26 protein-coding genes are annotated in these 24,631 nt (G+C 72.9%); 16 read left to right on the top strand and 10 right to left on the bottom strand.

Annotated features, from left to right (window positions below):
* Positions 1–31: 31 nt before the first annotated feature.
* The 9 genes from D1J63_RS17290 (at position 32) to D1J63_RS17250 (ending at position 9,660) form a co-directional block, all read left to right on the top strand.
* Complete coding sequence (locus tag D1J63_RS17290) at positions 32–847, top strand: tryptophan 2,3-dioxygenase family protein (protein ID WP_102928623.1); 816 nt, start codon at positions 32–34, stop codon at positions 845–847.
* The gene (gene kynU, locus D1J63_RS17285) at positions 840–2,051 is read left to right on the top strand and encodes a kynureninase (protein ID WP_125629742.1); all 1,212 of its coding nucleotides are present in this window, start codon (positions 840–842) and stop codon (positions 2,049–2,051) included. The genes D1J63_RS17290 and kynU overlap by 8 nt, the downstream gene beginning before the upstream one ends.
* A gap of 170 nt (positions 2,052–2,221) precedes the next feature.
* Complete coding sequence (locus tag D1J63_RS17280; RefSeq protein WP_125629740.1) at positions 2,222–3,124, top strand: alpha/beta hydrolase; 903 nt, start codon at positions 2,222–2,224, stop codon at positions 3,122–3,124.
* A gap of 160 nt (positions 3,125–3,284) precedes the next feature.
* Positions 3,285–4,274, top strand: coding sequence for an alpha/beta hydrolase (locus D1J63_RS17275; RefSeq protein WP_125629738.1), 990 nt, complete (start codon positions 3,285–3,287; stop codon positions 4,272–4,274).
* Entirely contained in the window at positions 4,267–5,472 is a 1,206-nt protein-coding gene (locus D1J63_RS17270; protein WP_125629736.1) for an acyltransferase, read from the top strand. The genes D1J63_RS17275 and D1J63_RS17270 overlap by 8 nt, the downstream gene beginning before the upstream one ends.
* Positions 5,465–6,877, top strand: coding sequence for a sensor histidine kinase (locus tag D1J63_RS17265; RefSeq protein WP_125629734.1), 1,413 nt, complete (start codon positions 5,465–5,467; stop codon positions 6,875–6,877). Before D1J63_RS17270 ends, D1J63_RS17265 begins: the two co-directional genes overlap by 8 nt.
* Positions 6,874–7,560, top strand: coding sequence for a response regulator transcription factor (locus D1J63_RS17260; protein WP_061443419.1), 687 nt, complete (start codon positions 6,874–6,876; stop codon positions 7,558–7,560). The genes D1J63_RS17265 and D1J63_RS17260 overlap by 4 nt, the downstream gene beginning before the upstream one ends.
* A gap of 13 nt (positions 7,561–7,573) precedes the next feature.
* A complete protein-coding gene (locus D1J63_RS17255) occupies positions 7,574–8,998 on the top strand; it encodes a histidine kinase (RefSeq protein ID WP_125629732.1) in 1,425 nt (474 codons plus the stop codon).
* Positions 8,995–9,660 carry a response regulator transcription factor gene (locus D1J63_RS17250; protein ID WP_102929861.1) on the top strand — a complete coding sequence of 222 codons (666 nt, stop codon included), beginning with the start codon at positions 8,995–8,997 and terminating at the stop codon, positions 9,658–9,660. The genes D1J63_RS17255 and D1J63_RS17250 overlap by 4 nt, the downstream gene beginning before the upstream one ends.
* Before the next feature lie 107 nt (positions 9,661–9,767).
* Here the strand turns inward: D1J63_RS17250 and D1J63_RS17245 are convergent, their stop codons facing one another.
* Positions 9,768–10,907, bottom strand: a complete 1,140-nt coding sequence (locus D1J63_RS17245) for an endo-1,4-beta-xylanase (RefSeq protein WP_125629729.1) — start codon at positions 10,905–10,907, stop codon at positions 9,768–9,770.
* Between the two features lie 155 nt (positions 10,908–11,062).
* Here D1J63_RS17245 and D1J63_RS17240 point away from each other — a divergent pair, with 155 nt between their 5' ends.
* Complete coding sequence (locus D1J63_RS17240; protein ID WP_125629727.1) at positions 11,063–12,319, top strand: cytochrome P450; 1,257 nt, start codon at positions 11,063–11,065, stop codon at positions 12,317–12,319.
* Here the strand turns inward: D1J63_RS17240 and D1J63_RS17235 are convergent.
* The 4 genes from D1J63_RS17235 to D1J63_RS17220 form a co-directional block, all read right to left on the bottom strand.
* A complete protein-coding gene (locus tag D1J63_RS17235; protein ID WP_125629725.1) occupies positions 12,302–12,568 on the bottom strand; it encodes a hypothetical protein in 267 nt (88 codons plus the stop codon). The genes D1J63_RS17240 and D1J63_RS17235 overlap by 18 nt on opposite strands.
* Before the next feature lie 64 nt (positions 12,569–12,632).
* Positions 12,633–13,097 carry a cupin domain-containing protein gene (locus D1J63_RS17230; RefSeq protein WP_125629723.1) on the bottom strand — a complete coding sequence of 155 codons (465 nt, stop codon included), beginning with the start codon at positions 13,095–13,097 and terminating at the stop codon, positions 12,633–12,635.
* A 133-nt stretch (positions 13,098–13,230) separates the two neighbouring features.
* Positions 13,231–14,850, bottom strand: a complete 1,620-nt coding sequence (locus D1J63_RS17225; RefSeq protein ID WP_125629721.1) for an ABC transporter permease — start codon at positions 14,848–14,850, stop codon at positions 13,231–13,233.
* Entirely contained in the window at positions 14,847–15,773 is a 927-nt protein-coding gene (locus tag D1J63_RS17220; protein ID WP_125629719.1) for an ABC transporter ATP-binding protein, read from the bottom strand. Before D1J63_RS17220 ends, D1J63_RS17225 begins: the two co-directional genes overlap by 4 nt.
* Positions 15,774–15,861: 88 nt before the next feature.
* On the opposite strand from D1J63_RS17220, the gene D1J63_RS17215 reads away from it, so the two are divergent.
* Positions 15,862–16,362 (top strand): MarR family transcriptional regulator, encoded by a 501-nt coding sequence (locus D1J63_RS17215; protein WP_176154466.1) that lies wholly within the window; start codon positions 15,862–15,864, stop codon positions 16,360–16,362.
* A gap of 12 nt (positions 16,363–16,374) precedes the next feature.
* Here the strand turns inward: D1J63_RS17215 and D1J63_RS17210 are convergent, their stop codons facing one another.
* Positions 16,375–16,803 (bottom strand): DUF6086 family protein, encoded by a 429-nt coding sequence (locus D1J63_RS17210; protein ID WP_125629717.1) that lies wholly within the window; start codon positions 16,801–16,803, stop codon positions 16,375–16,377.
* A 79-nt stretch (positions 16,804–16,882) separates the two neighbouring features.
* Positions 16,883–17,779 (bottom strand): diacylglycerol kinase family protein, encoded by an 897-nt coding sequence (locus tag D1J63_RS17205; protein ID WP_125629715.1) that lies wholly within the window; start codon positions 17,777–17,779, stop codon positions 16,883–16,885.
* A 185-nt stretch (positions 17,780–17,964) separates the two neighbouring features.
* Between D1J63_RS17205 and D1J63_RS17200 the strand changes: the two genes are divergently transcribed.
* From D1J63_RS17200 to D1J63_RS17180, 5 genes are all read left to right on the top strand, one after another.
* Positions 17,965–19,248, top strand: coding sequence for an adenylosuccinate synthase (locus D1J63_RS17200; protein WP_003975310.1), 1,284 nt, complete (start codon positions 17,965–17,967; stop codon positions 19,246–19,248).
* Positions 19,249–19,379: 131 nt separating this feature from the next.
* A complete protein-coding gene (locus tag D1J63_RS17195; protein WP_125629713.1) occupies positions 19,380–19,871 on the top strand; it encodes a DUF3515 family protein in 492 nt (163 codons plus the stop codon).
* A 58-nt stretch (positions 19,872–19,929) separates the two neighbouring features.
* Positions 19,930–20,130 carry a hypothetical protein gene (locus D1J63_RS17190; protein ID WP_102929870.1) on the top strand — a complete coding sequence of 67 codons (201 nt, stop codon included), beginning with the start codon at positions 19,930–19,932 and terminating at the stop codon, positions 20,128–20,130.
* Positions 20,131–20,215: 85 nt separating this feature from the next.
* Entirely contained in the window at positions 20,216–21,100 is an 885-nt protein-coding gene (locus D1J63_RS17185) for a sigma-70 family RNA polymerase sigma factor (RefSeq protein ID WP_125629711.1), read from the top strand.
* 38 nt (positions 21,101–21,138) lie between these two features.
* A complete protein-coding gene (locus D1J63_RS17180) occupies positions 21,139–21,429 on the top strand; it encodes a hypothetical protein (protein ID WP_102930194.1) in 291 nt (96 codons plus the stop codon).
* Positions 21,430–21,471: 42 nt separating this feature from the next.
* Here the strand turns inward: D1J63_RS17180 and D1J63_RS17175 are convergent, their stop codons facing one another.
* From D1J63_RS17175 to D1J63_RS17165, 3 genes are all read right to left on the bottom strand, one after another.
* Positions 21,472–22,122 (bottom strand): hypothetical protein, encoded by a 651-nt coding sequence (locus D1J63_RS17175; protein WP_125629709.1) that lies wholly within the window; start codon positions 22,120–22,122, stop codon positions 21,472–21,474.
* 126 nt (positions 22,123–22,248) lie between these two features.
* Positions 22,249–22,977, bottom strand: a complete 729-nt coding sequence (locus tag D1J63_RS17170) for a GntR family transcriptional regulator (protein WP_125629707.1) — start codon at positions 22,975–22,977, stop codon at positions 22,249–22,251.
* Between the two features lie 151 nt (positions 22,978–23,128).
* The gene (locus D1J63_RS17165) at positions 23,129–24,484 is read right to left on the bottom strand and encodes an aspartate aminotransferase family protein (RefSeq protein ID WP_102930192.1); all 1,356 of its coding nucleotides are present in this window, start codon (positions 24,482–24,484) and stop codon (positions 23,129–23,131) included.
* Positions 24,485–24,631: the final 147 nt, after the last annotated feature.

Genomic DNA, 24,631 nt, shown 5'->3' with positions numbered 1-24,631 from the left:
CCGCTACCCGTAGTGCCATCAGGAGACAGCGATGTCCCACGACGCCCCGAATCTCGACTTCGAGGGCAGCACGCCGTACGAGGACTACGTCAAGGCGGACGTGCTCACCCACCTCCAGCACACCCTCTCCGACGATCCCGGAGAGATGGTCTTCCTGGTCACGACCCAGGTCATGGAGCTGTGGTTCACCGTCATCGTCCACGAATGGGAGACCGCCGCCCGCGCCCTGCGCGAGGACCGGATCCCGGTGGCCACCGACGCGCTCAAGCGCTCGGTGCGCGAGCTGGAGGCGCTCAACGCCTCCTGGACCCCGCTGGGGCAGCTCACCCCGGCCCAGTTCAACTCCTACCGGTCCGCCCTCGGCGAGGGCTCCGGCTTCCAGTCGGCGATGTACCGCCGCCTGGAGTTCCTGCTCGGCGACAAGTCCGCGTCCATGCTCGTCCCGCACCGCGGCGCCCCGCGCGTCCACGCGGAACTGGAGAAGGCGCTGCACGAGCCGAGCCTGTACGACGAGGTGGTCCGGCTGCTCGCCCGGCGCGGGTACGACATCCCGGACGCCGTGCTCCAGCGCGACGTCACCCAGAAGTACGAGGCCGCCGCCGAGGTGGAGGCCGCCTGGACGGCCGTCTACTCCGGCGACCAGAACGGCGAGCTGGCCCGCCTCGGCGAGGCCCTCACCGACGTCGCCGAGCTGGTGTGGCGCTGGCGCAACGACCACCTGGTCGCCACCCGCCGCGCGATGGGCTCCAAGACCGGCACGGGCGGATCCGCCGGGGTCGCCTGGCTGGAGAAGCGGGCCCGCAACAACGTGTTCCCCGAGCTGTGGACGGCGCGGTCGTATGTCTGAGCCGAGGAGCCTCGCGGGCGAGGCGGAGCAGCTGGACGCCGTCGACGGGCTGGCGGCGGTGCGCGAGCGGTTCGTCCTCGACGACGTGACCTACCTCGACGGCAACTCGCTGGGCGCCCTCCCCGCGCACGTCCCCGCGCGCGTGGACGACGTCGTACGGCGTCAGTGGGGCGAGCTGCGCATCCGGTCCTGGGAGGAGAGCGGCTGGTGGACCGCGCCCGAGCGGATCGGCGACCGGATCGCCCCGCTGGTCGGCGCGGCCGCAGGGCAGATCGTCGTCGGCGACTCGACCAGCGTCAACGTCTTCAAGGCGCTGGTCGCCGCGGTGCGCATGGCGCAGGAGGACGGGCCCGGACGGGACGAGATCCTCGTGGACGCCACCACCTTCCCCACGGACGGGTACATCGCCGAGTCGGCGGCCCGGATGACGGGGTGCGCCCTGCGTCCGGTCGCCCCGGCCGAGGTGCCGTCGGCGCTGGGGGACCGTACGGCGGCCGTACTCCTCAACCACGTCGACTACCGCACGGGCCGACTGCACGACCTGCCCGCGCTCACGGCCGCGGTGCACGCGGCGGGGGCGTACGCGGTCTGGGACCTGTGCCACAGCGCGGGCGCGCTGCCGGTCGGGCTCGACGAACACGGCGTCGACCTGGCGGTCGGCTGTACGTACAAGTACCTCAACGGCGGCCCCGGCTCGCCCGCCTACCTGTACGTGCGGCGCGACCTCCAGCACCGGTTCGACTCCCCGCTGCCGGGCTGGAACTCGCACGCCGAGCCGTTCGGCATGCGGTCCGGCTACGCCCCGGCCTCGGGTGCGGTGCGCGGGCGGGTCGGCACGCCGGACATCCTCTCCCTGCTCGCGCTGGAGGCGGCGCTGGACGTGTGGGACGAGGACGGGGTCTCGGTGGCGGCGGTGCGGGAGAAGTCGCTGGCCCTGACGGACTTCTTCCTGCGCTGCGTCGAGGCGTACGTCCCGGCCGGCCGCGTGGAGTCCGTGACCCCGGCGGCGCACGGAGAGCGCGGCAGCCAGGTCGCGCTGCGCTGTGACGACGCGGGCGAGGTGATGAAGCGGCTGATCGAACGCGGGGTGGTCGGCGACTACCGCGCCCCCGACGTGCTGCGCTTCGGCTTCACCCCGCTGTACGTCGGCTTCGCGGACGTGGAGCGGGCGGCGCGGGTGCTGGCGCGGACGCTGACGGGCTGAACCGCGCACCGGTGGCCTTGGCCACCGGGTGGGGGCCGGACGCGTCGTTCCGGCCCTCACCCAGCGTCACATCCCCATGTCCGCGCACGTCATCGGCCTGATAACGTCCCGCCAACGGCCGATTTCCTTCCCCGGTCCGCCAACACCGTTTCGTCGCTGAGAGGTTGAGCATGCCGGACGCCGCCGCAGAACCGGGCACCGCTGCCGCGAGGAACGCGGCGGAGGAGAAATCGGCCTTCTCCCACTCCGCGGTCGAACCGGACTCCACCGCCGGTTACGGCGACCACCCCGACCAGGTGATCGACTTCTACGCGCCGCGCGGCGTTCCGGGCCCGGGCGAGGCTGCTCCCGTCGTGGTGGTGCTGCACGGCGGCTCGTGGCGCGCCCCGTACGACCGGCGGCACATCAGCCCGTTCGCCGGCTTCCTGGCCGAACGGGGCTTCGCCGTGGCCAGTGTGGAGTACCGGCGCGGGGCGGCGGGGACCGGTCCCGACGGTTCCGGGGAGCCCGTCGCGGGGCGCTGGCCCGACACGTTCGACGACGTGGCCGCCGCGCTGGACGCGCTGCCCGAGCTGGTCCGGCAGCACCTGCCGCGGGCCGACGCCCGCCGTACGGTACTCACCGGCCACTCCGCCGGCGGCCACCTGGCCCTCTGGGCGGCCGCCCGGCACCTGCTGCCCGCCGACGCCCCGTGGCGGACCGACCGCCCGGCGCCGCTGCGTGGCGTGGTCGCCCTCGCGCCGATCGCCGACTTCGAGGTCGCCGACAAGCTCGACGTGTGCGGCGGCGCGGCGCGCCAACTGCTCGGCGGCGGCGAGCTGTTCGCCGAGCGGCGGCGGTACGCCGACCCCGCCCTGCTGCTGCCCACCGGCATCGCGACGACCCTCGTGCAGGGCCGCGCCGACGTCGACGTCCCGCAGGCCGTCGCCGAGGCGTACGCGGACGCGGCGGCCAAGGCCGGGGAGGTGGTGGGGGTGACGCTGCTGGAGGACGTCGGGCACTACCCGCTGATCGATCCGGCGGCGGACGCTTGCGCGGTGGTGGCGGAGGAGATCGCGCAGCTGGCCTGGTAGGTGACTCGCTCGACCGGCGGTGCCTGCGGCCTGTCGTACCCGTAATACCTGAGAGCTACCCGGCAGGTGAGTTCCCTGGCGGGACGCGGGTTACCCGGCCCGATTCATAACTTTCCCTGCAGACGCGCCCGATGGGTGGGCGGGCTGGAGGGGAGAGGCCATGGGGCCCGGGACGACGGTACGTTGGCGGCGGCGTGTGCGCGGATGGCGCCGCGCCGGTTGCGCCGCCCTCATCGCCGGCGCGGTGGCCCTCCCCCTCTCCGGGGCCGCGCGGCCCGAGATCCCCGCCCCGGCGCCCGCCGCTCTCGCGGCCCCGACGGCCGCCACCCTGGAAAAGGCCTACGCCGCCAACCGGGCCAACGCGGCTCAGGCGTCCCGGATGGCCGCCGACCACGGCGACCGGCACCGCGCGGCGGCGGACCGTGCGATGGCCGCCCCGTCCCGTCACCTCCTCGCCTTCGACGGCCGGGGCGCGGGGCTGGTCACCGAAGTCCTCGGCGACCTGGCGCACGCCGGCCGCGTCGCCGTGCTGGTCCCGGGCTCCGACACCTCCATCGACACCTACGGCCGCTTTCGCGCCGCCGCCCTCGCCCTGCACCGGCAGCTCGTCGCCGATGCTCCCGCCGGGACGCGCACCGCCGTCGTGGCCTGGCTGGGCTACGAGACACCGGGCACCGTCAGCACCACCGTCGCCACGACCGGCCGCGCCGACCGGGCCGCCCCCGGGCTGCGCGACCTGGTCGACGACCTGCGCCGGATCGCGGGCCCGGACACCCGCGTCGCCCTCCTCTGCCACTCCTACGGCTCGGTGGTCTGCGCCCGCGCCGCCGACGGCCTGGCCGTCTCCGACATCGCCCTGGTCGGCAGCCCGGGCACCGGCGCGGACACCGTCGCCGGCCTGCGTGCCGACGCCCGGATCTGGGCGGGGCGCGGCAGCGACGACTGGGTGGAGCACGTTCCGCACGTCAGCGCCGACCTGTTCGGCACCACCGTCGGCTTCGGCACCGACCCGGTCTCCCCGGACTTCGGCGCCCGGGTCTTCGACGCCGGAGACGGCGGCCACAGCGACTACTTCGACACCGGCTCCCTCTCCCTGACGAACCTGACCCGGATCGCCCTGGGGGAGACCACGGAGGAGACCCATGGCTGACCCGACCCCGGCGCCCCCGCGCGGCGCCCTGCGTGCCGCCGTCGCCCGCATCGACGCCGCCACCCCCAAGGAGCGGGACCGGGCCGTGGACGCCCTGCGCGCCCTCGCCATCCTCGGGGTGGTGCTCGGGCACTGGCTGGTGACGGCCCTGGTCGCCGATGGCACCGGCCTGCACGCGGCCAGCCCGCTGCAGGACATGCCCTGGCTGGCCCCGGTCTCCTGGGCCTTCCAGACCCTCGCCGTGTTCTTCCTGGTCGGCGGCCACGTCGCCACGCGTGGGTACGCGTCGGCCCGTGCGCGCGGCGAGACCTACGGCCGCTGGCTGACCGCCCGGCTGTCCCGGCTCTTCCGGCCCGTCCTGGCCGTCCTCACCCTGTGGACGGTGACGGCCGCGCTGCTTCTGCTCACGGGCGCGGACTACCCGACCGTCCACACGCTGGTGAAGCTGGCGCTGTCCCCGATGTGGTTCCTGCTGGTCTTCGCCGCACTGACCGCGGCGACCCCGTTGCTGACCCGGCTGCATCCGCTGTGGCCACTGGTCGTCGTCCTCCACGTGGACCTGCTGCGGTTCGGGCTCGGTGCCCCGTCCTGGCTCGGCTGGGTCAACCTGGCGGCCGGCTGGCTCGTCCCCTACACCCTCGGCGCCGCCTGGACCCGCGGCGAACTGGACCGGCGGCGCGCGGGCTGGCTCCTGCTGACCGGCGGCACGGCGGCCACGGCGGCGCTCGTCGCCTGGGCGGGCTACCCGGCGTCGATGGTCGGTGTCCCCGGCGCGTCGGTGTCGAACCTCAACCCGCCGACGCTGGCCGCCGTCACCTTCGGCCTGGCCCAGTGCGGGCTCGCCCTGCTGCTGCGCGAGCGGCTGCGCCGTGTGATGCGGCGCCCCGTGGCCTGGGCGGCGGTCGCGCTGGTCAATCTCTCCGCGATGACGATCTTCCTCTGGCACCAGACGGCGCTGATGGCGACCACGGCCACCGGACTCCTCGCGGGCCGCCTGCCCGGCCTGCACACGCTCCCCGACGGCCTGGACTGGGTCGCGGCCCGGCTCGTCTGGCTCCCGGTGTTCGCGCTGGTCCTGGCCTGCTGCTGGGCCACGTTCCGCTCCTGCGAGCACGGTGGCGTACGGCGCGGCACCCGGGTCGTCCGTGCGCACAGCCCGCGGCGCCGGGGGACCACGGCGGGTGCACGTCATGTCTAGGGTGGAGCCCGTGAGGCGATGGGGGAAACGGCAGTGGGCCCGGTCCCGGGTCCGGGCCGGGCGCGTGCTGCGCGTGCTCCACGACGACCTGTGGACCTGGCGGGCCGACCCGTTGCCGCCGTCGGTGTGGCTGCGCTGGTTCCCGCACGGGGTGGTGTGCCTGGCGGCGCTGGGGGTGCTGCTCGGAGACGCCGCGCAACTCGGTGACAACGGCAGGGTCGAGCCGGGCTTCGCCTTCCTCATCGCCGTCGCCCAGGCCGGCGCGATGGTGCTCGCGCTGTGGAGGCCGGTCGCGGCGTGGTGGCTGTCGATGGCGGGCATGCTGGTGGGAGCCTTCGCGGTGCGGGCCCAGATGGTGGTGGGCGGTTATGAGTTCACCTGGCCCTGGACGGCCGCCGGGCTCATCGGGCACCTGTTCGTGATGCTGCTGCTCGCCCTGCGGGTCCGGACCCGGGTGTCCGTGGAAGCGCTGCTCCTCACGGCCTTTCCCACCTACGTCGTGCAAGGCCTGGTGGGTGCCCCGAACTACCTCCCGACGGGCCAGCTCGCGGTCATCCTCTTCGCGGTCGTCGTCCTTCTCGGCATCGCCCTGCGCGGCCGCAGAGAGGCCCGCACCCAACTGGCCGAGCAGACCTCGCTCACCGCCGAGGAGAGAGCCCGGCGCACCCTGCTGGAGGAGCGCGGCCGCATCGCCCGCGAGCTGCACGACGTGGTCGCCCACCACATGTCGGTGATCTCCATCCAGGCCCAGGTCGCTCCCCTCCTCGTCGAGAACCCGCCGGACGAGCTGAAGGAGAACCTCGCCGGCATCCGGCAGAACGCGCTGGAGGCGCTCACCGAGCTGCGCCGGGTGCTGGGCGTGCTGCGCGCCGAGCACCCGAACGCGCTGGAGGCGCCCGAGGGGAGCGACGCCGCCCCGCACGCCCCGCAGCCCACCCTGGACCGGCTCGACGCGCTGGTGGACAACATCCGGGCCGCCGGACTGACCGTCGCCCTGGACAGCAGCGGGACGCGCAGACCACTGCCGCCCGGCGTGGAGCTGTCGGCGTACCGGATCGTGCAGGAGGCGCTCAGCAACGTGCTGCGGCACGCACCGGGCGCGACCGCCCGCGTCCACCTCACCCACCTGCCGATCGGGCTGCGTGTGGAGGTCTCCAACACCCGGCCGAAGCGCGCCCCCGCGCCCTCGCAGGGGGCCGGGCACGGGCTGCTCGGCATGCGGGAGCGGGTGGCGATGCTGGACGGCACCCTGACGGCGCACCCACTGCCGGGCGGCGGCTACCAGGTGGCGGCCTTCCTCCCGACCGACGGCCCCGACCTGCCCGCCGGGCCCTTCCCCGACTCTCCCACCGACCCGTTCGCCGACCCTTCCACCGAACCTTTCACCAAGGACGACACCCCATGACGACCAGCAGCAACGGCCGCGTGATCCGCGTGCTGATCGCCGACGACCAGCAGATGGTCCGGCAGGGTTTCACCGTGCTGCTCAACACCCAGCCGGACATCGAGGTGATCGGGCAGGCGGTGGACGGCCTGGACGCCGTGGCCAAGGTCGCCGAGCTGGCGCCGGAGGTCGTCCTGATGGACATCCGCATGCCGGAGCTGGGCGGTATCGAGGCCACCCGGCGCATCACCGGCGCCACTCCGGAGGTCAGGGTGCTGGTGCTGACCACCTTCGACCTCGACGAGTACGTGTACGAGGCACTGCGGGCAGGGGCCTCCGGGTTTCTGCTGAAGGACGCGTCCGCCGACCAGCTGGCCGAGGCGGTGCGGGTGGTGGCCGCCGGCGACGCCCTGCTCGCGCCGGGGATCACCCGGAGGCTGATCGCGGAGTTCTCCCGGCTGGACGACCGTCCGCGCGCCCCGTTGAAGACCCGCGTCGGCGAGCTGACCGAGCGGGAGACGGAGGTGCTCGCCCTCATCGCGCAGGGCCTGTCGAACGCGGAGATCGCCCAGCGCCTGGTGGTCGCCGAACAGACGGTGAAGACCCATGTCGGCAGGATCCTGGTGAAGCTGGGCCTCCGGGACCGCACCCAGGCGGCGGTGTTCGCCTACGAGTCGGGGCTGGTGCGCCCCGCGGGCTACTGAGGAGCGAGGCGCAGTGGCCCCCGTAGTACTTGAGAGGGATGCCGCGGAACCCCTCTCCACGGGGACGACCGGCCGCTCCCGGTCGGCCTACCGTGTGAGCGTGACCGAGACGACCCACCAGCAGCACGAGGGCGAGACCCGCAGCCAGGAGTACCGGCTGGCGCGGACCTCCCTGCGGGGCCTGCGCCAGGATCTGTTCCACGACCCCTTCGCCTACCGCCGCCTGCCGCCCCGGCCCACCGACGGCCCGTTCGTCCGCCGGCTGCCCGGCAGGCTGCGGACGGACGCGCAGTACCTTCCGCACGCGGTGGTGGGGGCGATCGCGTTCATCGCGTTCGTCGTCGGCTCGGTCTCGGGGGACCTGCCCGGCGGTGACGTACCGGCCCTGCTGTCCGGCATCCTGTGCGCCCTCCCGGTGCTCGCCACGCTGCTCCGGCCGATCGGTGCCTTCTGGATGTCCCTCGCCGTCACGCCGCTGGTGGCGCTCATCAACGGCGCCGGGTGGGACTGGCCCTGGATGCCGGGCGCGTTCATCTGCCACCTCGCGGTGCTGATCATCGTGGCGCTGCGCACCCGGCCCCGCACCGCCGTCTGGATGTGGGTCCTGACCTGCGTGTACGCCTTCTTCGCGGACGTCTTCTTCGGCGGGGCGTACTACTACACGAACAGCGCGCCCATGATGGTGACGTCCGCGTTCGCCCTGCTCCTGGTCTGTCTCTGGCACATACGGCAGACCGCCCGCAAGGAGGTCACCGCCCAGCAGACGGTCACCGCGCACGAGCGCTCCCGCCGCACCCTGCTGGAGGAGCGCACCACCATCGCCCGCGAGCTGCACGACGTGGTCGCCCACCACATGTCGGTCGTCGCCATCCAGGCCGAGGCCGCGCCCTACCGGGTGGAGAATCCGCCCGAGGAGCTGGAGCGTGCCTTCGCCACGATCAGGGAGAACGCGGTGGCGGCCCTCACCGAGCTGCGCCGCGTCCTCGGCGTCGTCCGCGCCGAGGACTACGAGGCCCCGGACGCCCCGCAGCCGACGCTCGCCGACCTGGACGCCCTGCTCGCCAATGTGCGCGAGGCCGGTCTGACGGTCGACAAGGCGGTGACCGGCGCGGTGCGCGAGCTGCCGCCCGGCGTGGAGCTGTCGGCGTACCGGATCGTGCAGGAGGCGCTGAGCAACACCCTGCGGCACGCCCCAGGGGCGACCGCCCGCGTGGAGGTCTCCTACGTCCTGGGCGGCCTGGGCCTGCGTGTGGTCAACACCGCGATTCCGCCGAACACCCTGGTCAAGCCGTCGCCCGGCGCCGGCCACGGCATCACTGGCATGCGCGAACGCGTCTCGATGCTGAACGGCGGGATGACGGCGGGGCCGACCGACGACGGAGGGTACGAGGTGACGGTGTTCCTGCCGGTCACGGTGCAGACCGAGGACGAGGCATGACGATCCGCGTACTGATCGCCGACGACCAGATGATGGTGCGCGAGGGCTTCTCGGTCCTGTTGAACGCGATGCCGGACATCGAGGTCGCCGGTGAGGCGGTCAACGGCCGGGAGGCGGTGGCCAAGGTCCGCGAGCTCGCGCCGGACGTGGTCCTGATGGACATCCGCATGCCCGAGCTGAACGGCATCGAGGCGACCCGGGAGATCGTCGCGGCGGACGGCACTTCGAAGGTGCTGGTGCTGACCACCTTCGACCTCGACGAGTACGTGTACCAGGCACTGCGCGCGGGCGCGTCCGGCTTCCTCCTCAAGGACGCCTCGGCCCGTCAGCTCGCCGACGGTGTCAGGGTGGTGGCGGCCGGCGAGGCCCTTTTGGCGCCGTCCATCACCAAGCGTCTGATCACCGAGTTCTCCAAGCTGTCCGACGCCCCGCGCCTGATGCCCTCGGCGCAGGCGGCGTACGGCGACCTGACCGAGCGCGAGACGGAGGTCCTGGTCCTGATCGCGCAGGGCCTGTCCAACGCGGAGATCGCCGAACGCCTGGTCGTCGCCGAGTCGACCATCAAGACCCACGTCAGCCGCGTCCTGGTCAAGCTCGGCCTGCGCGACCGCACCCAGGCGGCGGTCTTCGCCTACGAGGCGCGGCTGGTGACGCCGGGCTGACCGGCACCGAGCTCGCACCATACGTATGCGCAGAGAGGCCGACCCCGCCGCGGAGTGTGGGGCGACGGCCCCGCGGCGGACCCGGCAGACCCGGCGGACGGCGGGCGTCAGTGCTTGCGTGCCGCCGCCTTCAAAGTGTCCCGCAGGGCGTAGAAGGCGGGCTTGCGGTGGAAGTCGTCGGTCATGACCGTCGCGGAGCCCTCGCCCTCGAAGAACACCGGCACCCACGAGTACTTGTCGGTGAAGCCCCAGATGGTGAACGAGTTGCAGTCCTCGACGGCCAGGCACGCCGACAGCGTCCGCCGGTAGTAGTCGGCCTGCTGCTTCTGCTGCGCGGCGGTGGGTTCACCGTCGGCCGGCAGGTCCATCCGTACGTCCAGCTCGGTGACGGCGGTTTCCAGGCCCAGCGCGTCGAAGCGCCGCAGGTTCGTCTCCAGGTCCGCGGGGAAGCCGTACCGCGTGCTCAGGTGTGCCTGTACGGAGAAGCCGTCCACCGGCACGCCCTGCCGGCGCAGGTCCCGGGTGAGGGCGTAGTAGGCGTCGCTCTTGGCGTTGACGCTTTCGACGCCGTAGTCGTTGAAGAACAGCTTCGCCTTCGGGTCGGCCTCGTGGGCCCAGCGGAAGGCGTCCGCGACGATGCCCGGGCCGAGCTCGCGGATCCAGATGTTGTCCTGTGTACGGAGCTTGCCCTGGTCGTCGAAAATCTCGTTTGCGACGTCCCACTGCTGGATCCGTCCGGCGTACCGGCCGACGACGGTGGTGATGTGCTCGCGCAGGATCGCGCGCAGTTCGTCGTCGGAGAAGTCGCCCTGCTCCAGCCACTGCGGGTTCTGGCTGTGCCACAGAAGCGTGTGACCGCGCACGACTTGGCGGTGGCGCTCGGCGAAGTCGACGATGGCGTCCGCCGCCGCGAAGTTGTACCGGTCGCGCTCGGGGTGGATGAACTCCCACTTCATCTGGTTCTCGGGGGAGACCGAGTCGAACTGGCGCCCCAGGACCTTCCGGTACTCCTTGTCCGAGGTGAACGGGTCCGGGTAGTCCTGCTCCAGGTGGTGGCCGCCGCCCGCCACGGCGGTGCCCACGTGGAAGCCCTCGGGGGCGGCTTCGCGCAACCGGTCGAACTTGGCGTGGGAGTGCGGTGCGGGGTGCCGGCCGGAAGACGGGCCGGCCGCGGCGGTTCCCGCGACGAGCGGCAGCGTCAGGGCGGCGGTGGCGAGGGCCACGGTGGCGAAACGAACGGATCTCATTGCGGGGCGTCTCATTCCGTCGTACCGAATGTTTCGGAGGGCTTTCCGAAATATTGGTCAAGGAAGCTAAGGCTCCAGCGGCGCGAGGTCAAGACCCCTCACACGGGCGGTCGGCACTCTGGGCACAGGGCCGGTCGAGGTCCTACTGTCCGTCCATGACGGCTGCATCCGACTCCGCGACCGGTCGCGCGTCCGACCCCGCGTCCGGACTCGCGTTCGACCCCTGGGACCCGGCGTTCGTCGCCGACCCGTACCCCGCCTTCGCCGAGCTGCGGGCGAAGGGGCGCGTGCTCTACTACGAGCCGAGCGACCAGTGGCTGGTCCCGCACCACGCGGATGTCTCGGCGCTGCTGCGCGACCGCCGCCTCGGGCGGACCTACCAGCACCGTTTCACGCACGAGGAGTTCGGGCGGACCCCGCCCCCGCCGGAGCACGAGCCCTTCCACACGCTGAACGACCACGGCATGCTCGACCTGGAGCCGCCGGACCACACCCGTATCCGGCGTCTGGTGTCGAAGGCGTTCACGCCGCGCACGGTGGAGCGGCTGCGGCCGTACGTGCACGGTCTGGCGGACGACCTGGTGGCCCGGCTGGTGGCGGCGGGCGGCGGCGATCTGCTGACGGACGTGGCCGAGCCGCTGCCGGTCGCCGTGATCGCGGAGATGCTGGGCATCCCGGAGTCCGACCGGGCCCCGCTGCGCCCCTGGTCGGCGGACATCTGCGGGATGTACGAGCTGAACCCGTCCGAGGAGACGGCGGCGAAGGCGGTCCGGGCGTCGCTCGACTTCTCCGACTACCTGCGCACCCTCATCGCGGCCCGTCGCAAGGACCCCGGCGACGACCTGATCTCGGGCCTGATCGCGGCGCACGACGAGGACGACGACCGCCTCACCGAGCAGGAGATGATCTCGACCTGCGTCCTGCTCCTGAACGCCGGTCACGAGGCCACGGTGAACGCGACCACCAACGGCTGGCTGGCCCTCTTCCGCCACCCCGACCAGCTGGCGGCTCTGCGCGCCGACCACTCGCTCGTCCCGTCGGCCGTGGAGGAGCTGATGCGCTACGACACCCCGCTCCAGCTCTTCGAACGCTGGGTCCTGGACGAGATCGAGATCGACGGGACGACCCTGCCGCGCGGCGCGGAGGTGGCGATGCTGTTCGGTTCCGCCAACCACGACCCGGCGGTCTTCCCCGACCCGGAACGCCTCGACCTCACCCGCCGGGACAACCCCCACATCTCCTTCAGCGCCGGCATCCACTACTGCATCGGCGCCCCGTTGGCCCGCATCGAGCTGGCGGCGTCCATGACGTCCCTGCTGGAGCGGGCCCCCGGCCTGCGCCTGGCGGCGGAACCGGAACGCAGGCCGAACTTCGTGATGCGCGGCCTGACGGAACTACGCGTGGAACTGTGACTCCCGGGGGCGTCGGCGCCGCCCCAGCAGCCAGGCGCCGAGCCCCCAGACGGCGGCGGGCACGACGGCCCCGGCGAGGAAGACGAACGGCAGCTCGGTGAGGACGGCGCCGAAGTCCTGCCCGTTGTTCTCGAACCCGTTGCCGAGGTGCCGCTGCGTGCGGTCCGAGGCGCCCCACAGCCATACGGCGCCCACGACACCCGCCGCCGACACCAGGCACCCGCCACCAGTCACCGCGTCTCGCTTCATGCCCACGAGGACGCCGCCGGCCCCCGCGCCGGTTTCCGCACGGCGCGGGAGGCGGGGGGAGGTGCTAGGCGTGGGGCGGGTCGTCCAGGAGGGTCACCCCGTACCGGGCGAGTCCGTCCACGTGGTCCAGGTCGTGCCGGGCGTCGGCGTGTCCGACCGAGCGGAAGTAGCCCTCGATCGCCCCCGGGTTGTTGATGACCAGCACCTCCGCCGTCGTGGTGAGCGGCTGGAAGGTGTGGGGGACCGACCGGGGGCCGAAGACATAGGCGCCGGGTCCGGCGTCGTGGACCTCGCAGGCGTCGAGCGAGGCCGAGCCGACCCAGAAGCGGAGGCGGCCGGACAGCACCACCCAGCTCTCGTCCTCGTGGCTGTGCACGTGCAGGGGCGGTGCGTCCGCGCGGCGCATGGTCAGCCGCGCGACGCTGACGACTCCCTGCGTCTCGGTGTGCGACACGACCTGTTCCTGGACGCTGTCGTAGTAGCGGTAGTGGGTGCCTTCGCCGGGGTTGCGTACGAGCGCGACGCTCATGTGGGTGCTCCCCTCCCGTTGTGGTTTAGCGTTCAACTATTTCCGTTGTGTCGCCTCCCCGCAAGGGGCCGCCGCGATCCGCCGCGATCTGTCCGGATCCCGACGTCTGCGGCCCGGACCGGCCCCGCGAACGTCACGTCAGGTCCCGCCGCCGCAACCCGGCGAGCCCCGCCGCCACCAGCGCCGCCGCGATCAGGACCAGCACCAGCACCGGCGACCAGCTCATCTCCCCGCCGGGCAGCTTCGGCAGGTGTCCGAACGGGGACAGGTCCAGCACGGTCTGCGGCACGTCCAGCGCCGGTCCGACCCACCCCAGCAGCAGTACGGCGCCCGCGACGGCCCACGCGGCCACCGCCGCCCGGGGCAGCAGCCCGTGCAGCAGCACCGCCGCCCCGCCGATCACCCACACCGCCGGGAGCTGGACCAGGCACGCGCCCAGGATCGCCCCGAAGTCCTGCCCGTACCCGGCGGCGAAGCCGAGCCCGGCGAGCAGCATGATGAGCGCCGCGCCGCCGAAGGCGATCACCAGGTGGCCCGCGGCCCACCGCAGCCGGCCCACCGCACCCGCGAGCACCGGTTCCGCGCGCCCGGACGTCTCCTCGCCGCTGAGCCGCAGCACCGACGCCACGACGTAGAGCGCGGCGATCAGCCCGAGCATGCCGACCATGGCCGACACGAACGCGTCGGTGAGCCCGGCCTGCCCGCCCATCCGCTCGATGATCTCGCGGGCCTGTTCGTTGTCCCCGACCAGATCGGCCGCGCCCTCCGTCATCCCGCCGTAGACGACCCCGGCGGCGAAGAAGCCGATGCTCCAGCCGAGGACGCTGCCGCGCTGAAGGCGCCAGGCCAGCGCACCGGCCGTACGCAGGCGCCCGGCGGCCGGTCCCGGCCGGGTCGGCAGGAAGCTCATGCCGAGGTCCCGGCGTCCGGCCAGGGTGTAGGCCACCACCCCCTGCACGGCCGCCGCGCCCGCGAGCAACAGCAGTACCCACCACCGCTCGTCGGCGAAGGCCCGCACGTTCTCCAGCCAGCCCAGCGGCGACACCCAGGTCAGGACCGACGAACCGTCGTCCGTCGCCGAGTCGCCCGCCGCCCGCAGTACGAAGGCCCCGCCCAGCACCGCCGCCGTCAGCCCCCGGGCCAGCCGCGCGCTCTCGGTGAGCTGGGCGACGATCGCCGCCATGGTCGCGAAGAGCATCCCGACGCCCGCGACCCCGAGCCCGAGGGCCGGCGCGCCGGCCGCCCCCTGTCCGGCCAGTCCGACGGCGATCAGCAGCGCCAGTACGGCGTTGGCGACCGCCGCCGCCAGCAGCGCCGCCGTGAGCGGGGCCCGACGGCCGACCATTCCGGAGGCGACGACCTCCTGCCGCCCGCTCTCCTCCTCGTCGCGGGTGTGCCGTACGACGATCAGCAGGCTCATCACGGCGGCGAGCGCACCGGCGTACAGGCCCACGCGCCAGGCCGTGAGCGCGCCGAGACCGTCGTCGAAGACGGGGCCGACCAGGGCGCGGAGCGAGGCGTTGGTCTCCATCTGCCGCATCAGGTCGGCGCGTTCGGCGGCGGTGCCGTACAGGCCCTTGATGGTGCCCGGCATGGACAGCACCATGAGCGCGTTCACCCCGACCCAGACGGGGATCAGCACGCGGTCGCGGCGCAGGGCGAAGCGCAGCAGCGTGCCGGTGCCGGCCAGTTGGCGCGAGCCGCCGGACCGGGCCGCGAAGGCCGTGGCGGTGGCGTCGGCGGTGGCGGTCATCGCGCCGTCACCTCCGCCCCGGACTCCGCGCCCTCGGCGTCCTCGGCCTGGTAGTGCCGCAGGAACATCTCCTCCAGCGTCGGCGGCGTCGACGTCAGCGAGCGCACGCCGGTCTCGCTCAGCGACCTCAGGACGGCGTCCAGCTTGTCGGTGTCGACCTGGAGCCGGACGCGGTGTCCCCGGACGTCGAGGTCGTGGACGCCCGGCAGGTGGGCGAGCCCGTTCGGGGCGCCCGCGAGTTCGGCGGTGACGCTGGTGCGGGTCAGGTGGCGCAGGTCGGCGAGCGAGCCGCTCTCGACGGTCCGCCCCTTGCGGATGATGCTGACCCGGTCGCACAGCTCCTCGACCTCGCTGAGGATGTGGGAGGAGAGCAGCACCGTCCGGCCGCGCTCGCGCTCCTCCGCCACGCAGCGCTGGAAGACCTCCTCCATCAGCGGGTCGAGTCCGGAGGTGGGTTCGTCGAGGATCAGCAGGTCGACGTCGGAGGCGAAGGCGGCCACCAGGGCCACCTTCTGGCGGTTGCCCTTGGAGTAGGTGCGGCCCTTCTTGGTCGGGTCGAGTTCGAAGCGTTCGACCAGCTCGGCGCGGCGCCGGGAGTCCAGTCCGCCGCGCAGGCGGCCGAAGAGGTCGATGACCTCGCCGCCGGAGAGGTTGCGCCACAGCGTCACGTCGCCGGGGACGTACGCGATCCGCCGGTGCACCTCCACCGCGTCCGCCCACGGGTCGCGGCCGAGCACCTGGGCGGCGCCCGAGTCGGCACGCAGCAGGCCGAGCAGGACCCGGATGGTGGTGGACTTGCCCGCTCCGTTGGGCCCGAGGAACCCGTGGACCTCGCCGGCCCCGACCTCCAGGTCGAGACCGTCCAGCGCGTGCGTGCGTCCGAACGCCTTGTGCAGTCCGGAGACGCTGATTGCCTTCGTCATGATTCGGAACGTACGCTTCTTTCAGAAATTTGTGAAGTTAAGAAACCGTCAGGATGAGGGGTCGCGCCGGGTGAGGGATGATCGACGGATGACGACGGAACCAGCGGAGGCGGGGCGCGACCCCGAGGCGGTGTCGAAGTTCGTGGAGGGCTTCGCGGCCCAGCTCGTCGAGGCCGGGATGCAGCGCATGCCGGCCCGGGTCTTCACCGCCCTGCTGGCCTCCGACTCGGGCTCACTGACCTCCGCCGAACTCGGCGAGAGCCTTCGGGTCAGTCCCGCCGCCGTCTCCGGCGCCGTGCGCTACCTCTCCCAGCAGCACATGGTCGCGCGCGAACGCGAACCGGGCTCGCGCCGGGAGCGCTACCGGGTGCACAGCAACCAGTGGTACGAGGCGCTGACCAACCGCGAGGCCGTGCTCAAGCGCTGGGAGAGCGCCCTGCGCGAGGGCGTCGCCAGCCTCGGCGCCGACACCCCGGCGGGCCGGCGCATGGCCGAGACGCTCGCCTTCTTCGAGTTCGTGGACGGGGAGATCGCGGCGATGATGGAACGCTGGCGGGTGCACCGGGAGAAGACCTTCGGCGCCGGCTGACGGCGGGGCGGCTCAGCGGGGCATGGCGCGTTCGACGGCCGCGGCCTGCTCGCGCAGGTGTTCCTCCCACTCCGAGTGCCGGTGCGCGGGTGCCGGTACCTGCACGTCGGCGCGCCCCTCCAGTCCGCCGTCCGCACCGGCGTCCGGGAAGCGCACCTCGGCCCCCGCCCGGTTCGCGAGGGCCAGGGCCGTGACGACGAAGCCGCGGGCGAGGGTGTGGATGATCCGGTGCCGGGTGCCGTGGTGCCACTCGACCAGGACGTTCACGAACCTCTCGTAGGCGCCGGTATCGATCTGGCACTCGTCGTTGATCATCTCGCCGACGCCCGACGGGGTGCCCAGCTCGGCCTCGTACACGGCCACGTGTCGCAGGAACAGCCGCGCCGCCCCGTTGGACGGATTCCACAGCGTCTCGTCGCCCACGTCGAAGTACTGGCTCACGCGCCCCCCTGATCAGGTCCGACGGAGAGCGTAGGCGCCCGCCTCGGGCCCGCGCACGCCGTTTCCGCCCGTCGGCGCCCTACCCCGCCGGCAGCGTCAGCCCCCACGCCCCCTCGCGCGCCACCCACGTCCGCGTCCCCACCGGTCCGCACACCACCGCGTCGGCCCGGTACCGGAAGTGCGCCCCCGACACGGTCACCGTGCGTCCGCTCGCCGTCAGCGGCGCCGCCTGCGCGCCCACCGACAGCGGCCGCGCCTCCACCACCGCGACCCCTCCGCCGCCCGGCATCACCGTCAGCGCCTCCACCGGCTGGTCCAGGTCCACCAGCGTCACCCCGTCCACCTCCACCCGCAGCCGGGCCGGACCGGCCACCCCCGGCGCCACGGCGGTCCGCGCCGGACGCGAGGACGCCAGCGTCCGTACGAGCGACTGACAGGTCCGCAGCCAGGGGCGCAGCGGTCCCGCGCCGGGATCCCCGTCGGCCCGCTCCGGTGCGGGGACCGGACCCGGCGGAATCCCCACCGCCCCCAGCACCACCCCGTCGCTGTCGTCGACGAGCAGGTCCAGGCGCCGTTCCGCCCCGTCGAGGACGGCCCGCGCCGCCGCCACCGCCCCGGTCGGCAGCCCCAGGGACCGGGCGAGACCGAGCGCCGGGCCCACCGGCACCACCGACAGGGCGCAGCCCGCCAGCTCCCGCCGCCGGTGCAGCAGGGCCACGGCGCGCAGCAGCGCGCTGTCGTCGCCGATCACCACCGGACGCCGCGAGCCACGCCGCCCGAGCGCCCGCGCGAACTCCTCCGGGCCGTCCGGCAGACACACCTTCGTGTGCGAAACACCCGCGCTGAGCACGTCCTTCGCGATCCGGACGGACTCCCCGTCCAGCCGCCGGGCGGCCGGATCGACGACCACCAGAAGCTGATCGGGCCTCGCGGAAGGGTTCGCGGAAGAGCTCGCGGAAGTCGCCACCTCGGCCATGCCTCACTTCCTCGGGTAGCATCTTTGTGCAAGAGCCCCTTGCGCTGTTGCGCCAGGGGCTTCGTCTATTCCGGGGCACCCGGTCCGACGGTTGGCGGCCAACGACGGTCGCGGTGTACGTGGCGGAAACCCGTCGCATACGCCCTCGACCATGGACATGCCCCGCCCGGAAGGGGTGTACGCGCGTGCCCGCACTTGTGCTGCTCGGTGCTCAGTGGGGTGACGAAGGCAAGGGAAAGGCGACGGACCTGCTCGGTGGTTCCGTCGACTACGTGGTGCGCTACCAGGGCGGCAACAACGCCGGCCACACGGTAGTCGTGGGCGACCAGAAGTACGCCCTCCACCTGCTCCCTTCCGGGATTCTCTCCCCCGGCTGCACGCCGGTCATCGGCAACGGCGTCGTCGTCGACCCGTCGGTCCTGTTCTCCGAGCTGAGCGGGCTGAACGAGCGCGGCGTCGACACGTCCAAGCTCCTGATCAGCGGCAACGCTCACATCATCACGCCGTACAACGTCACCGTCGACAAGGTGACGGAACGCTTCCTCGGCAAGCGCAAGATCGGCACCACCGGGCGCGGCATCGGCCCGACCTACGCCGACAAGATCAACCGCGTGGGCATCCGGGTCCAGGACCTCTACGACGAGTCGATCCTCACCCAGAAGGTCGAGGCGGCGCTCGACGTCAAGAACCAGATGCTCACCAAGCTCTACAACCGCCGCGCCATCGCCACCGGCCAGGTCGTCGAGGAGCTGCTGGGCTACGCCGACAAGCTCGCCCCGTACGTCGCCGACACCGTCCTGGTCCTCAACCAGGCCCTCGACGACGACAAGGTGGTCCTCTTCGAGGGCGGTCAGGGCACGCTCCTGGACATCGACCACGGCACGTACCCCTTCGTCACCTCGTCGAACCCGACCGCGGGCGGCGCCTGCACCGGCGCCGGCGTGGGCCCGACGAAGATCAGCCGGGTCATCGGCATCCTCAAGGCGTACACGACCCGCGTCGGCGCCGGACCGTTCCCGACCGAGCTGTTCGACGAGGACGGCGAGGCCCTGCGCCGCATCGGCGGCGAGCGCGGCGTCACCACCGGCCGCGACCGGCGCTGCGGCTGGTTCGACGCGGTGATCGCCCGCTACGCCACCCGCGTCAACGGCCTCACCGACTTCTTCCTCACCAAGCTCGACGTCCTCACCGGCTGGGAGCAGATCCCGGTCTGCGTCGCCTACGAGATCGACGGCAAGCGCGTCGAGGAGCTGCCGTACTCGCAGTCCGACTTCCACCACGCGAAGCCGGTGTACGAGACGCTGCCCGGCTGGAGCGAGGACATCACCAAGGCGAAGTCCTTCTCCGACCTGCCGAAGAACGCCCAGGCGTACGTCAAGGCGCTGGAGGAGATGTCCGGCGCCCCGATCTCCGCGATCGGCGTCGGCCCGGGCCGGGACGAGACGATCGAGATCAACTCGTTCCTCTAGGTCCACGGACCCTCACCGACGGCCGGGACCCCGCACGGGGCCCCGGCCGTCGCCGTCGGGACGGCGGATACGCTGGCCGGAGCCGCCCTCCCGGCGGACGAACGGCACGGACAGCACGGAGCGAGCGGAACATGCGGAAGCCCACCACCCGGACGTGGATCTGGCTGACCGCGGCGGGCGTCGTCGTGACCGGCGGTGCCTTCTACGTCGACGGCCACCGCGTCTCCGCCGCCCCGCACGCCGACGACCCCAAGTGCGACAAGGTGATCTCCCGCCTCCCGGACGACATACCCGGCGCCTCGCGCGACTGGGCGCTGGGGAACGCGGTCGCGTCCTGGGGCGGCCAGAAGGCCGTGTTCCGCTGCGGCGCCGACGAACTGCAGCCCAACGTCAACCTCTGCGTCACCGCGGACGGCGTCGACTGGGTCCTGGACGAGGCACGGCTCAAGCGGGACGGCGTGAGCGTCCTGCGGACGTACGGCCGCTCACCGGCCGTGGAGTTCACGTACTCCGGTCCCCGCGAGGAGGTCGGCGGCATCCTCGCCACCCTGGATCCCGCCGTGAAGTGGATCCCGCAGGAACGCAAGTGCATCGGCCTGGACGACGCCGCCACCGCCCTGTAGCCCTTCGTTCGGCCCCCTTGGCCGGGCGCAGCCGGGCCCGGTGGTGTCGGATCGGGGCATGACCGACCGTGACCGCACCGCCGTCTGCCGGGGCCCGTACGGCGGCGAGAACGGAGTCGAGGACTGCGGCGACCCGGTCCGCTTCGAGGTCGCCCGGCACCTGCGGGCGCCGCTGCGGGTGTGCCCCGTCCACCTGGGACCGGCGCTGCTGCTGGCCGCCGGGGTGCTGTGGCCGCCGGGGATCATCCTGGTCGGGTGACGGGCCCTTGCGCGGGCGCGTACGCCGGGTGGTTGACTGGGGGCCCGCCCCCGCAGGGCCGGTGGACGCGGAAGGAACCCGTACGGTGCCCGGAAGACCCGACGACATGGCCCGGCAGTTCGAGCGGGACCGGCCCCGGCTGCGCGCGGTCGCGTACCGGATCCTCGGGTCGCTCAGCGAGGCGGACGACGCCCTTCAGGAGGCCTGGCTGCGGGCCGACCGGGCGGACACCTCCGGGGTGGACAACCCCTCGGGCTGGCTCACCACGGTCGTGGCGCGGGTCTGCCTCAACCTGCTCCGCACCCGCGACACCCGCCGCGAGGAGCCGCTGGACGACGGGGCCCGTACCCGAGTGGCCCGTACCGGTACCGCTGCCGACCCGGCCGAGGAGGCGCAGCTCGCCGAGGAGGTCGGGATCGCGCTGCTGATCGTGCTGGACACCCTCGGGCCCGCGGAGCGGCTCGCGTTCGTCCTGCACGACATGTTCGACGTCCCCTTCGACGACATCGCCGCCATGCTCGACAAGACCCCCGCCGCCACCCGCCAGCTGGCCAGCCGCGCCCGTCGCCGGGTCCGGGGCGTCCCCGCGCCCGCCGCCGACCTGCCCCGCAGGCGCCGCGCGGTCGACGCCTACCTGGCGGCCACCCGCGGCGGAGACTTCGACGCGCTGGTGGCCCTGCTCCACCCGGACGTCGTGCTGCACGCCGACGCGGCGGTCGTCCCGACGCCCGAGCCCTTCGCCGTCAGCGGTGTGGAGCCGGTGGCCAGGGGCGCGATGGCCTCGATGGCACGCGCCCGGTTCACCGGCGCGGTCCTCGTGGACGGCCGGGTCGGCCTGGCGATGGCCGAGCACGGCAGGCTGCGCGTCGTCCTCCGCTTCGACTTCGCCGCCGACGGCCGCATCACCGGCATTGACGTGATCGCCGAACCCGCTCGCCTGAACGAACTGGACATCACGGGCATAGGCTGAGGGCGTACACGTCGCGTCGGCAGAAGAAGGTGAGTGCGATGCGCGTGCTGCTCAGGGCGACGCTGGACACGGAGAAGGCGAACGAGGCGATCCGCAGCGGGAAGCTGCCCGAGGTGATCAGCCGGACGCTCGACCAGCTCAAGCCGGAGGCCGCCTACTTCGGCCCCGTCGGCGGCCGGCGGACCGCCCTGCTGGTCTTCGACATGCAGGACAGCTCGGAGCTGCCGCCGACCGGTGAGCCGTTCTTCACCGAGCTGAACGCCGAGGTCGAGGTCTCCCCGATCATGAACGCGGACGATCTGCGCAAGGGCCTGTCCCAGCTCGGCTGACCGGCCCGGGTCGGCCGAAGAACCGGTCGGCCGAAGGACCGGTCAGCTGAAGACGATCATCGACCCCTGCGCCAGGCTCCGCGTCGCCGCCGCGTGCAGGCCGAGCCACACATGGCGCTCCCGGGCGAACGGGCTGGCGTCGTACGGCGCGGGCACCGCCGGTTCCTCCAGCTCCGTCGGGCCGAGCGGCGGTTGCGGCGGGGCCGGGGGGTTGGCCGGGTCGATGCCGAGGGCCGGGGCGACGGCCTCCAGTTCCCGCAGCAGGGTGTGCGAGGAGCCCAGGGGGCCGCCGCCCGCGAGGAGTTCGTCGTCGGCGAGCGGGTGCGGGAAGTCGACCGGGACGTAGGCGCCCGCGTGGTCGTAGTGCCACACGAGGTGGGACTGCTGCGCCGTCGACTCGAACATCTCCAGCAACTGCTCGTAGTCCCCGCCGAGTTCGTCCACCGGGGTCACCGGCAGACCGCACACCTGGAGGAGGTACGCCCGGCGCAGGAAGTGCAGCGCGTCGTAGTCGAAGCCGGCCACCGGCGCGACCTCGCCGGACAGGCCCGGCATGTACTGGTACACCGGCACCGGCGGCAGCCCGGCCTCGGCCAGCACCTTGTCGTATTGCGCGAGTTCGTCGGCGAACGGGTTGTCCGGCGTGTGGCACAAGACGTCGACGAGCGGTACCAGCCACAGGTCACAGGCCAAAAGAGGGCTCCTCACACAGGACGGTGGTCAGGGAAGCGTAGTCGGTGGGCGCGGGTGTGCGCCGGTGCGCGGTGCGTGCAGGTCCCATACCCATCTGGGGCCGGACCACGACACGTCCGGCGTTGGTCATCCGCCGGTGAGGTCCTCGGTGAGGCCCTCGGCGGAGTCCTCGGTGAGCCGCTCGATGAGGGTGAGCGAGTGGGTGTTGTACGCGTCGACGAGCGCGCGGGCGCCCGGCACGTCGCGGTGGGCGAGGGCGTCGACCAGTTCGGTGTGCCCCGACCACAGCGTGCCGCGCAGGTCGCTGAGCCGGCGCAGGTGCTGCACCGTGCACACCCAGCTCTGCACGCGCAGCCGGTGCAGGAAGTCGGACAGGTAGGCGTTGCCGAAGAGGGCGGCCAGTTCGCGCCAGTAGCGCAGGTCGTAGCCGATCAGGACGGTCAGGTCCCCGGCCGCGGCGGCCCGCTGGGCCTCCTCGCCGCGCCGCCGGACCCCGGCGAGGGCGGCGGTGATGCGCGGGTCGCCCGGCTCCGGCAGGTCCGCGGCGAGGGCGAGGAACATCCCGTCGGTCACCATGCTGCGGGCCTCGATCATGCCCCGGAAGTCGTCGACCGAGTACTCGTGGACCCGGAAGCCGCGGTGGTGGTCGGCGTCCAGGAGCCCCTGCGCCGACAGGTCCACCAGGGCCTCGCGCACCGGCGTCGCGGACACCCCGTACTGCTCGGCGATCTCCTTGACGGTGAACTCCTGCCCCGGCTGGAGCCGCCCGGCCAGCACCTCGTCACGGAGCGCGTCGGCGATCTGCTGCCGCAGGGTGCTGCGCGTGACGGCACCGGTACCGCTGGGGCCGGGCATGATCGGGCGTCTCCTCGTCGCGTTCGGGGCGTCGCCCTGGGGCGTCGTCGGTGGGCGCGTGCTCGTACACATGTCTACCGTGTACGAGCACGCAACCCTACGCGCTCCGGCCCCTGACCCGGTCCCGCTCGGCCCGGTACCCGGCCTCCGCCTACCGCGTGTACTCGTCCGCCACGGACAGTGCCGTGTCCAGGGCCGCGAGGCCCTCCTTCAGCTCCGCCTCGGTGATGTTGCACGGCGGGACCACGTGGGTGCGGTTCATGTTCACGAACGGCCACAGACCGTGGGCCTTGGCCGAGGCGGCGAACGCCGACATGGGCGCGGCCGCCTGTCCGGTCGCGTTGTACGGCACCAGCGGTTCCCGGGTCTCCCGGTCCTTGACCAGTTCCAGCGCCCAGAACATGCCAGTGCCGCGCACCTCGCCCACGCTCGGGTGGCGCTCGGCCAGCTCCCGCAGCGCCGGTTCGACGACCTCGGCGCCGAGCCGCGCGGCGTGCTCGACGACGCCCTCCTCCGCCATCACGTTGATCGTGGCGACGGCGGCGGCGCAGGCCAGCGGGTGCCCGGAGTAGGTCAGTCCGCCGGGGTAGGGCCGCTCGGCGAAGGTCGCGGCGATCTCGCCGGAGATCGCGACGCCGCCGAGGGGCACGTAGCCCGAGTTCACGCCCTTGGCGAAGGTCATCAGGTCGGGCACGACGTCGTACAGACCGGCCGCGAACCAGGTGCCGGTGCGTCCGAAACCGGCCATGACCTCGTCGAGCACGAAGACGATGCCGTACTTGTCGCAGATCTCGCGCACCCCGGCCAGGTAACCGGCCGGCGGCATCATGATCCCCGCGGTGCCCGGGATCGTCTCCAGGACGATCGCGGCGATCGTCCCAGGACCCTCGAAGGCGATCGTCGTCTCCAGGTGCTCCAGCGCCCGCGCGCACTCCTGCTCCTCGGTCTCGGCGTAGAAGCGCGAGCGGTACAGGAACGGCGCCCAGAAGTGCACGACCCCGGCCGTGCCGCTGTCGGAGGCCCAGCGGCGCGGGTCACCGGTGACGTTGACCGCCTGCTGGGTGCCGCCGTGGTACGAGCGGTACGCGGAGAGCACCTTGGGGCGGCCCGTGTGCAGCCGGGCCATGCGCAGGGCGTGCTCGACGGCGTCGGCGCCGCCGTTGGTGAAGAAAATCTTGTCCAGGTCGCCGGGCGTCCGCTCGGCGATCAGCCGGGCCGCCTCCGAGCGTGCCTCGACGGCGAACGCGGGCGCGAACGTCGTCATCCGCGCCGCCTGCTCCTGGATCGCGGCGACGACCTTGGGGTGCTGGTAGCCGATGTTGGTGTAGACCAGCCCGCTGGAGAAGTCGAGGTACCGCTTGCCTTCGTAGTCCCAGAAGTAGGACCCCTCGGCGCCGGCGACGGCGAGCGGGTCGATCAGCTCTTGGGCTGACCAGGAGTGGAAGACGTGCGCGCGGTCCGCGGCCTTCACGGCGGCGCCGGCCTGGGGGGAGGGCTGAGGGGTCATGCGGCCGAGGGTAGATGTCCGCGATGCGGAAACGGAATCGGCGTCCTGTCTGCGGTCGAGGGCTTTCCACGACAGGTTGTCGACGGGGGAAGCCGCTCCTGTTACGGAACCGTGGACAACGCCCGCGGACCGCACGACCGCCTCCGC

The sequence above is a fragment of the Streptomyces sp. KPB2 genome (genome assembly GCF_003950055.1).
GTDB classification, from domain to species: domain Bacteria; phylum Actinomycetota; class Actinomycetes; order Streptomycetales; family Streptomycetaceae; genus Streptomyces; species Streptomyces salinarius.
The sequence above is the reverse complement of the archived record's forward strand: the minus strand, read 5'-3'. Positions and strand labels throughout refer to the sequence as shown.

Coding starts and splice junctions, on each gene's coding strand:
- D1J63_RS17290 (WP_102928623.1), top strand. CDS start 32: ATGTCCCACGACGCCCCGAATCTCGACTTCGAGGGCAGCACGCCGTAC.
- kynU (WP_125629742.1), top strand. CDS start 840: ATGTCTGAGCCGAGGAGCCTCGCGGGCGAGGCGGAGCAGCTGGACGCC.
- D1J63_RS17280 (WP_125629740.1), top strand. CDS start 2,222: ATGCCGGACGCCGCCGCAGAACCGGGCACCGCTGCCGCGAGGAACGCG.
- D1J63_RS17275 (WP_125629738.1), top strand. CDS start 3,285: ATGGGGCCCGGGACGACGGTACGTTGGCGGCGGCGTGTGCGCGGATGG.
- D1J63_RS17270 (WP_125629736.1), top strand. CDS start 4,267: ATGGCTGACCCGACCCCGGCGCCCCCGCGCGGCGCCCTGCGTGCCGCC.
- D1J63_RS17265 (WP_125629734.1), top strand. CDS start 5,465: ATGTCTAGGGTGGAGCCCGTGAGGCGATGGGGGAAACGGCAGTGGGCC.
- D1J63_RS17260 (WP_061443419.1), top strand. CDS start 6,874: ATGACGACCAGCAGCAACGGCCGCGTGATCCGCGTGCTGATCGCCGAC.
- D1J63_RS17250 (WP_102929861.1), top strand. CDS start 8,995: ATGACGATCCGCGTACTGATCGCCGACGACCAGATGATGGTGCGCGAG.
- D1J63_RS17245 (WP_125629729.1), bottom strand. CDS start 10,907: ATGAGATCCGTTCGTTTCGCCACCGTGGCCCTCGCCACCGCCGCCCTG.
- D1J63_RS17240 (WP_125629727.1), top strand. CDS start 11,063: ATGACGGCTGCATCCGACTCCGCGACCGGTCGCGCGTCCGACCCCGCG.
- D1J63_RS17235 (WP_125629725.1), bottom strand. CDS start 12,568: ATGAAGCGAGACGCGGTGACTGGTGGCGGGTGCCTGGTGTCGGCGGCG.
- D1J63_RS17230 (WP_125629723.1), bottom strand. CDS start 13,097: ATGAGCGTCGCGCTCGTACGCAACCCCGGCGAAGGCACCCACTACCGC.
- D1J63_RS17225 (WP_125629721.1), bottom strand. CDS start 14,850: ATGACCGCCACCGCCGACGCCACCGCCACGGCCTTCGCGGCCCGGTCC.
- D1J63_RS17220 (WP_125629719.1), bottom strand. CDS start 15,773: ATGACGAAGGCAATCAGCGTCTCCGGACTGCACAAGGCGTTCGGACGC.
- D1J63_RS17215 (WP_176154466.1), top strand. CDS start 15,862: ATGACGACGGAACCAGCGGAGGCGGGGCGCGACCCCGAGGCGGTGTCG.
- D1J63_RS17205 (WP_125629715.1), bottom strand. CDS start 17,779: ATGGCCGAGGTGGCGACTTCCGCGAGCTCTTCCGCGAACCCTTCCGCG.
- D1J63_RS17195 (WP_125629713.1), top strand. CDS start 19,380: ATGCGGAAGCCCACCACCCGGACGTGGATCTGGCTGACCGCGGCGGGC.
- D1J63_RS17190 (WP_102929870.1), top strand. CDS start 19,930: ATGACCGACCGTGACCGCACCGCCGTCTGCCGGGGCCCGTACGGCGGC.
- D1J63_RS17180 (WP_102930194.1), top strand. CDS start 21,139: ATGCGCGTGCTGCTCAGGGCGACGCTGGACACGGAGAAGGCGAACGAG.
- D1J63_RS17170 (WP_125629707.1), bottom strand. CDS start 22,977: ATGCCCGGCCCCAGCGGTACCGGTGCCGTCACGCGCAGCACCCTGCGG.
- D1J63_RS17165 (WP_102930192.1), bottom strand. CDS start 24,484: ATGACCCCTCAGCCCTCCCCCCAGGCCGGCGCCGCCGTGAAGGCCGCG.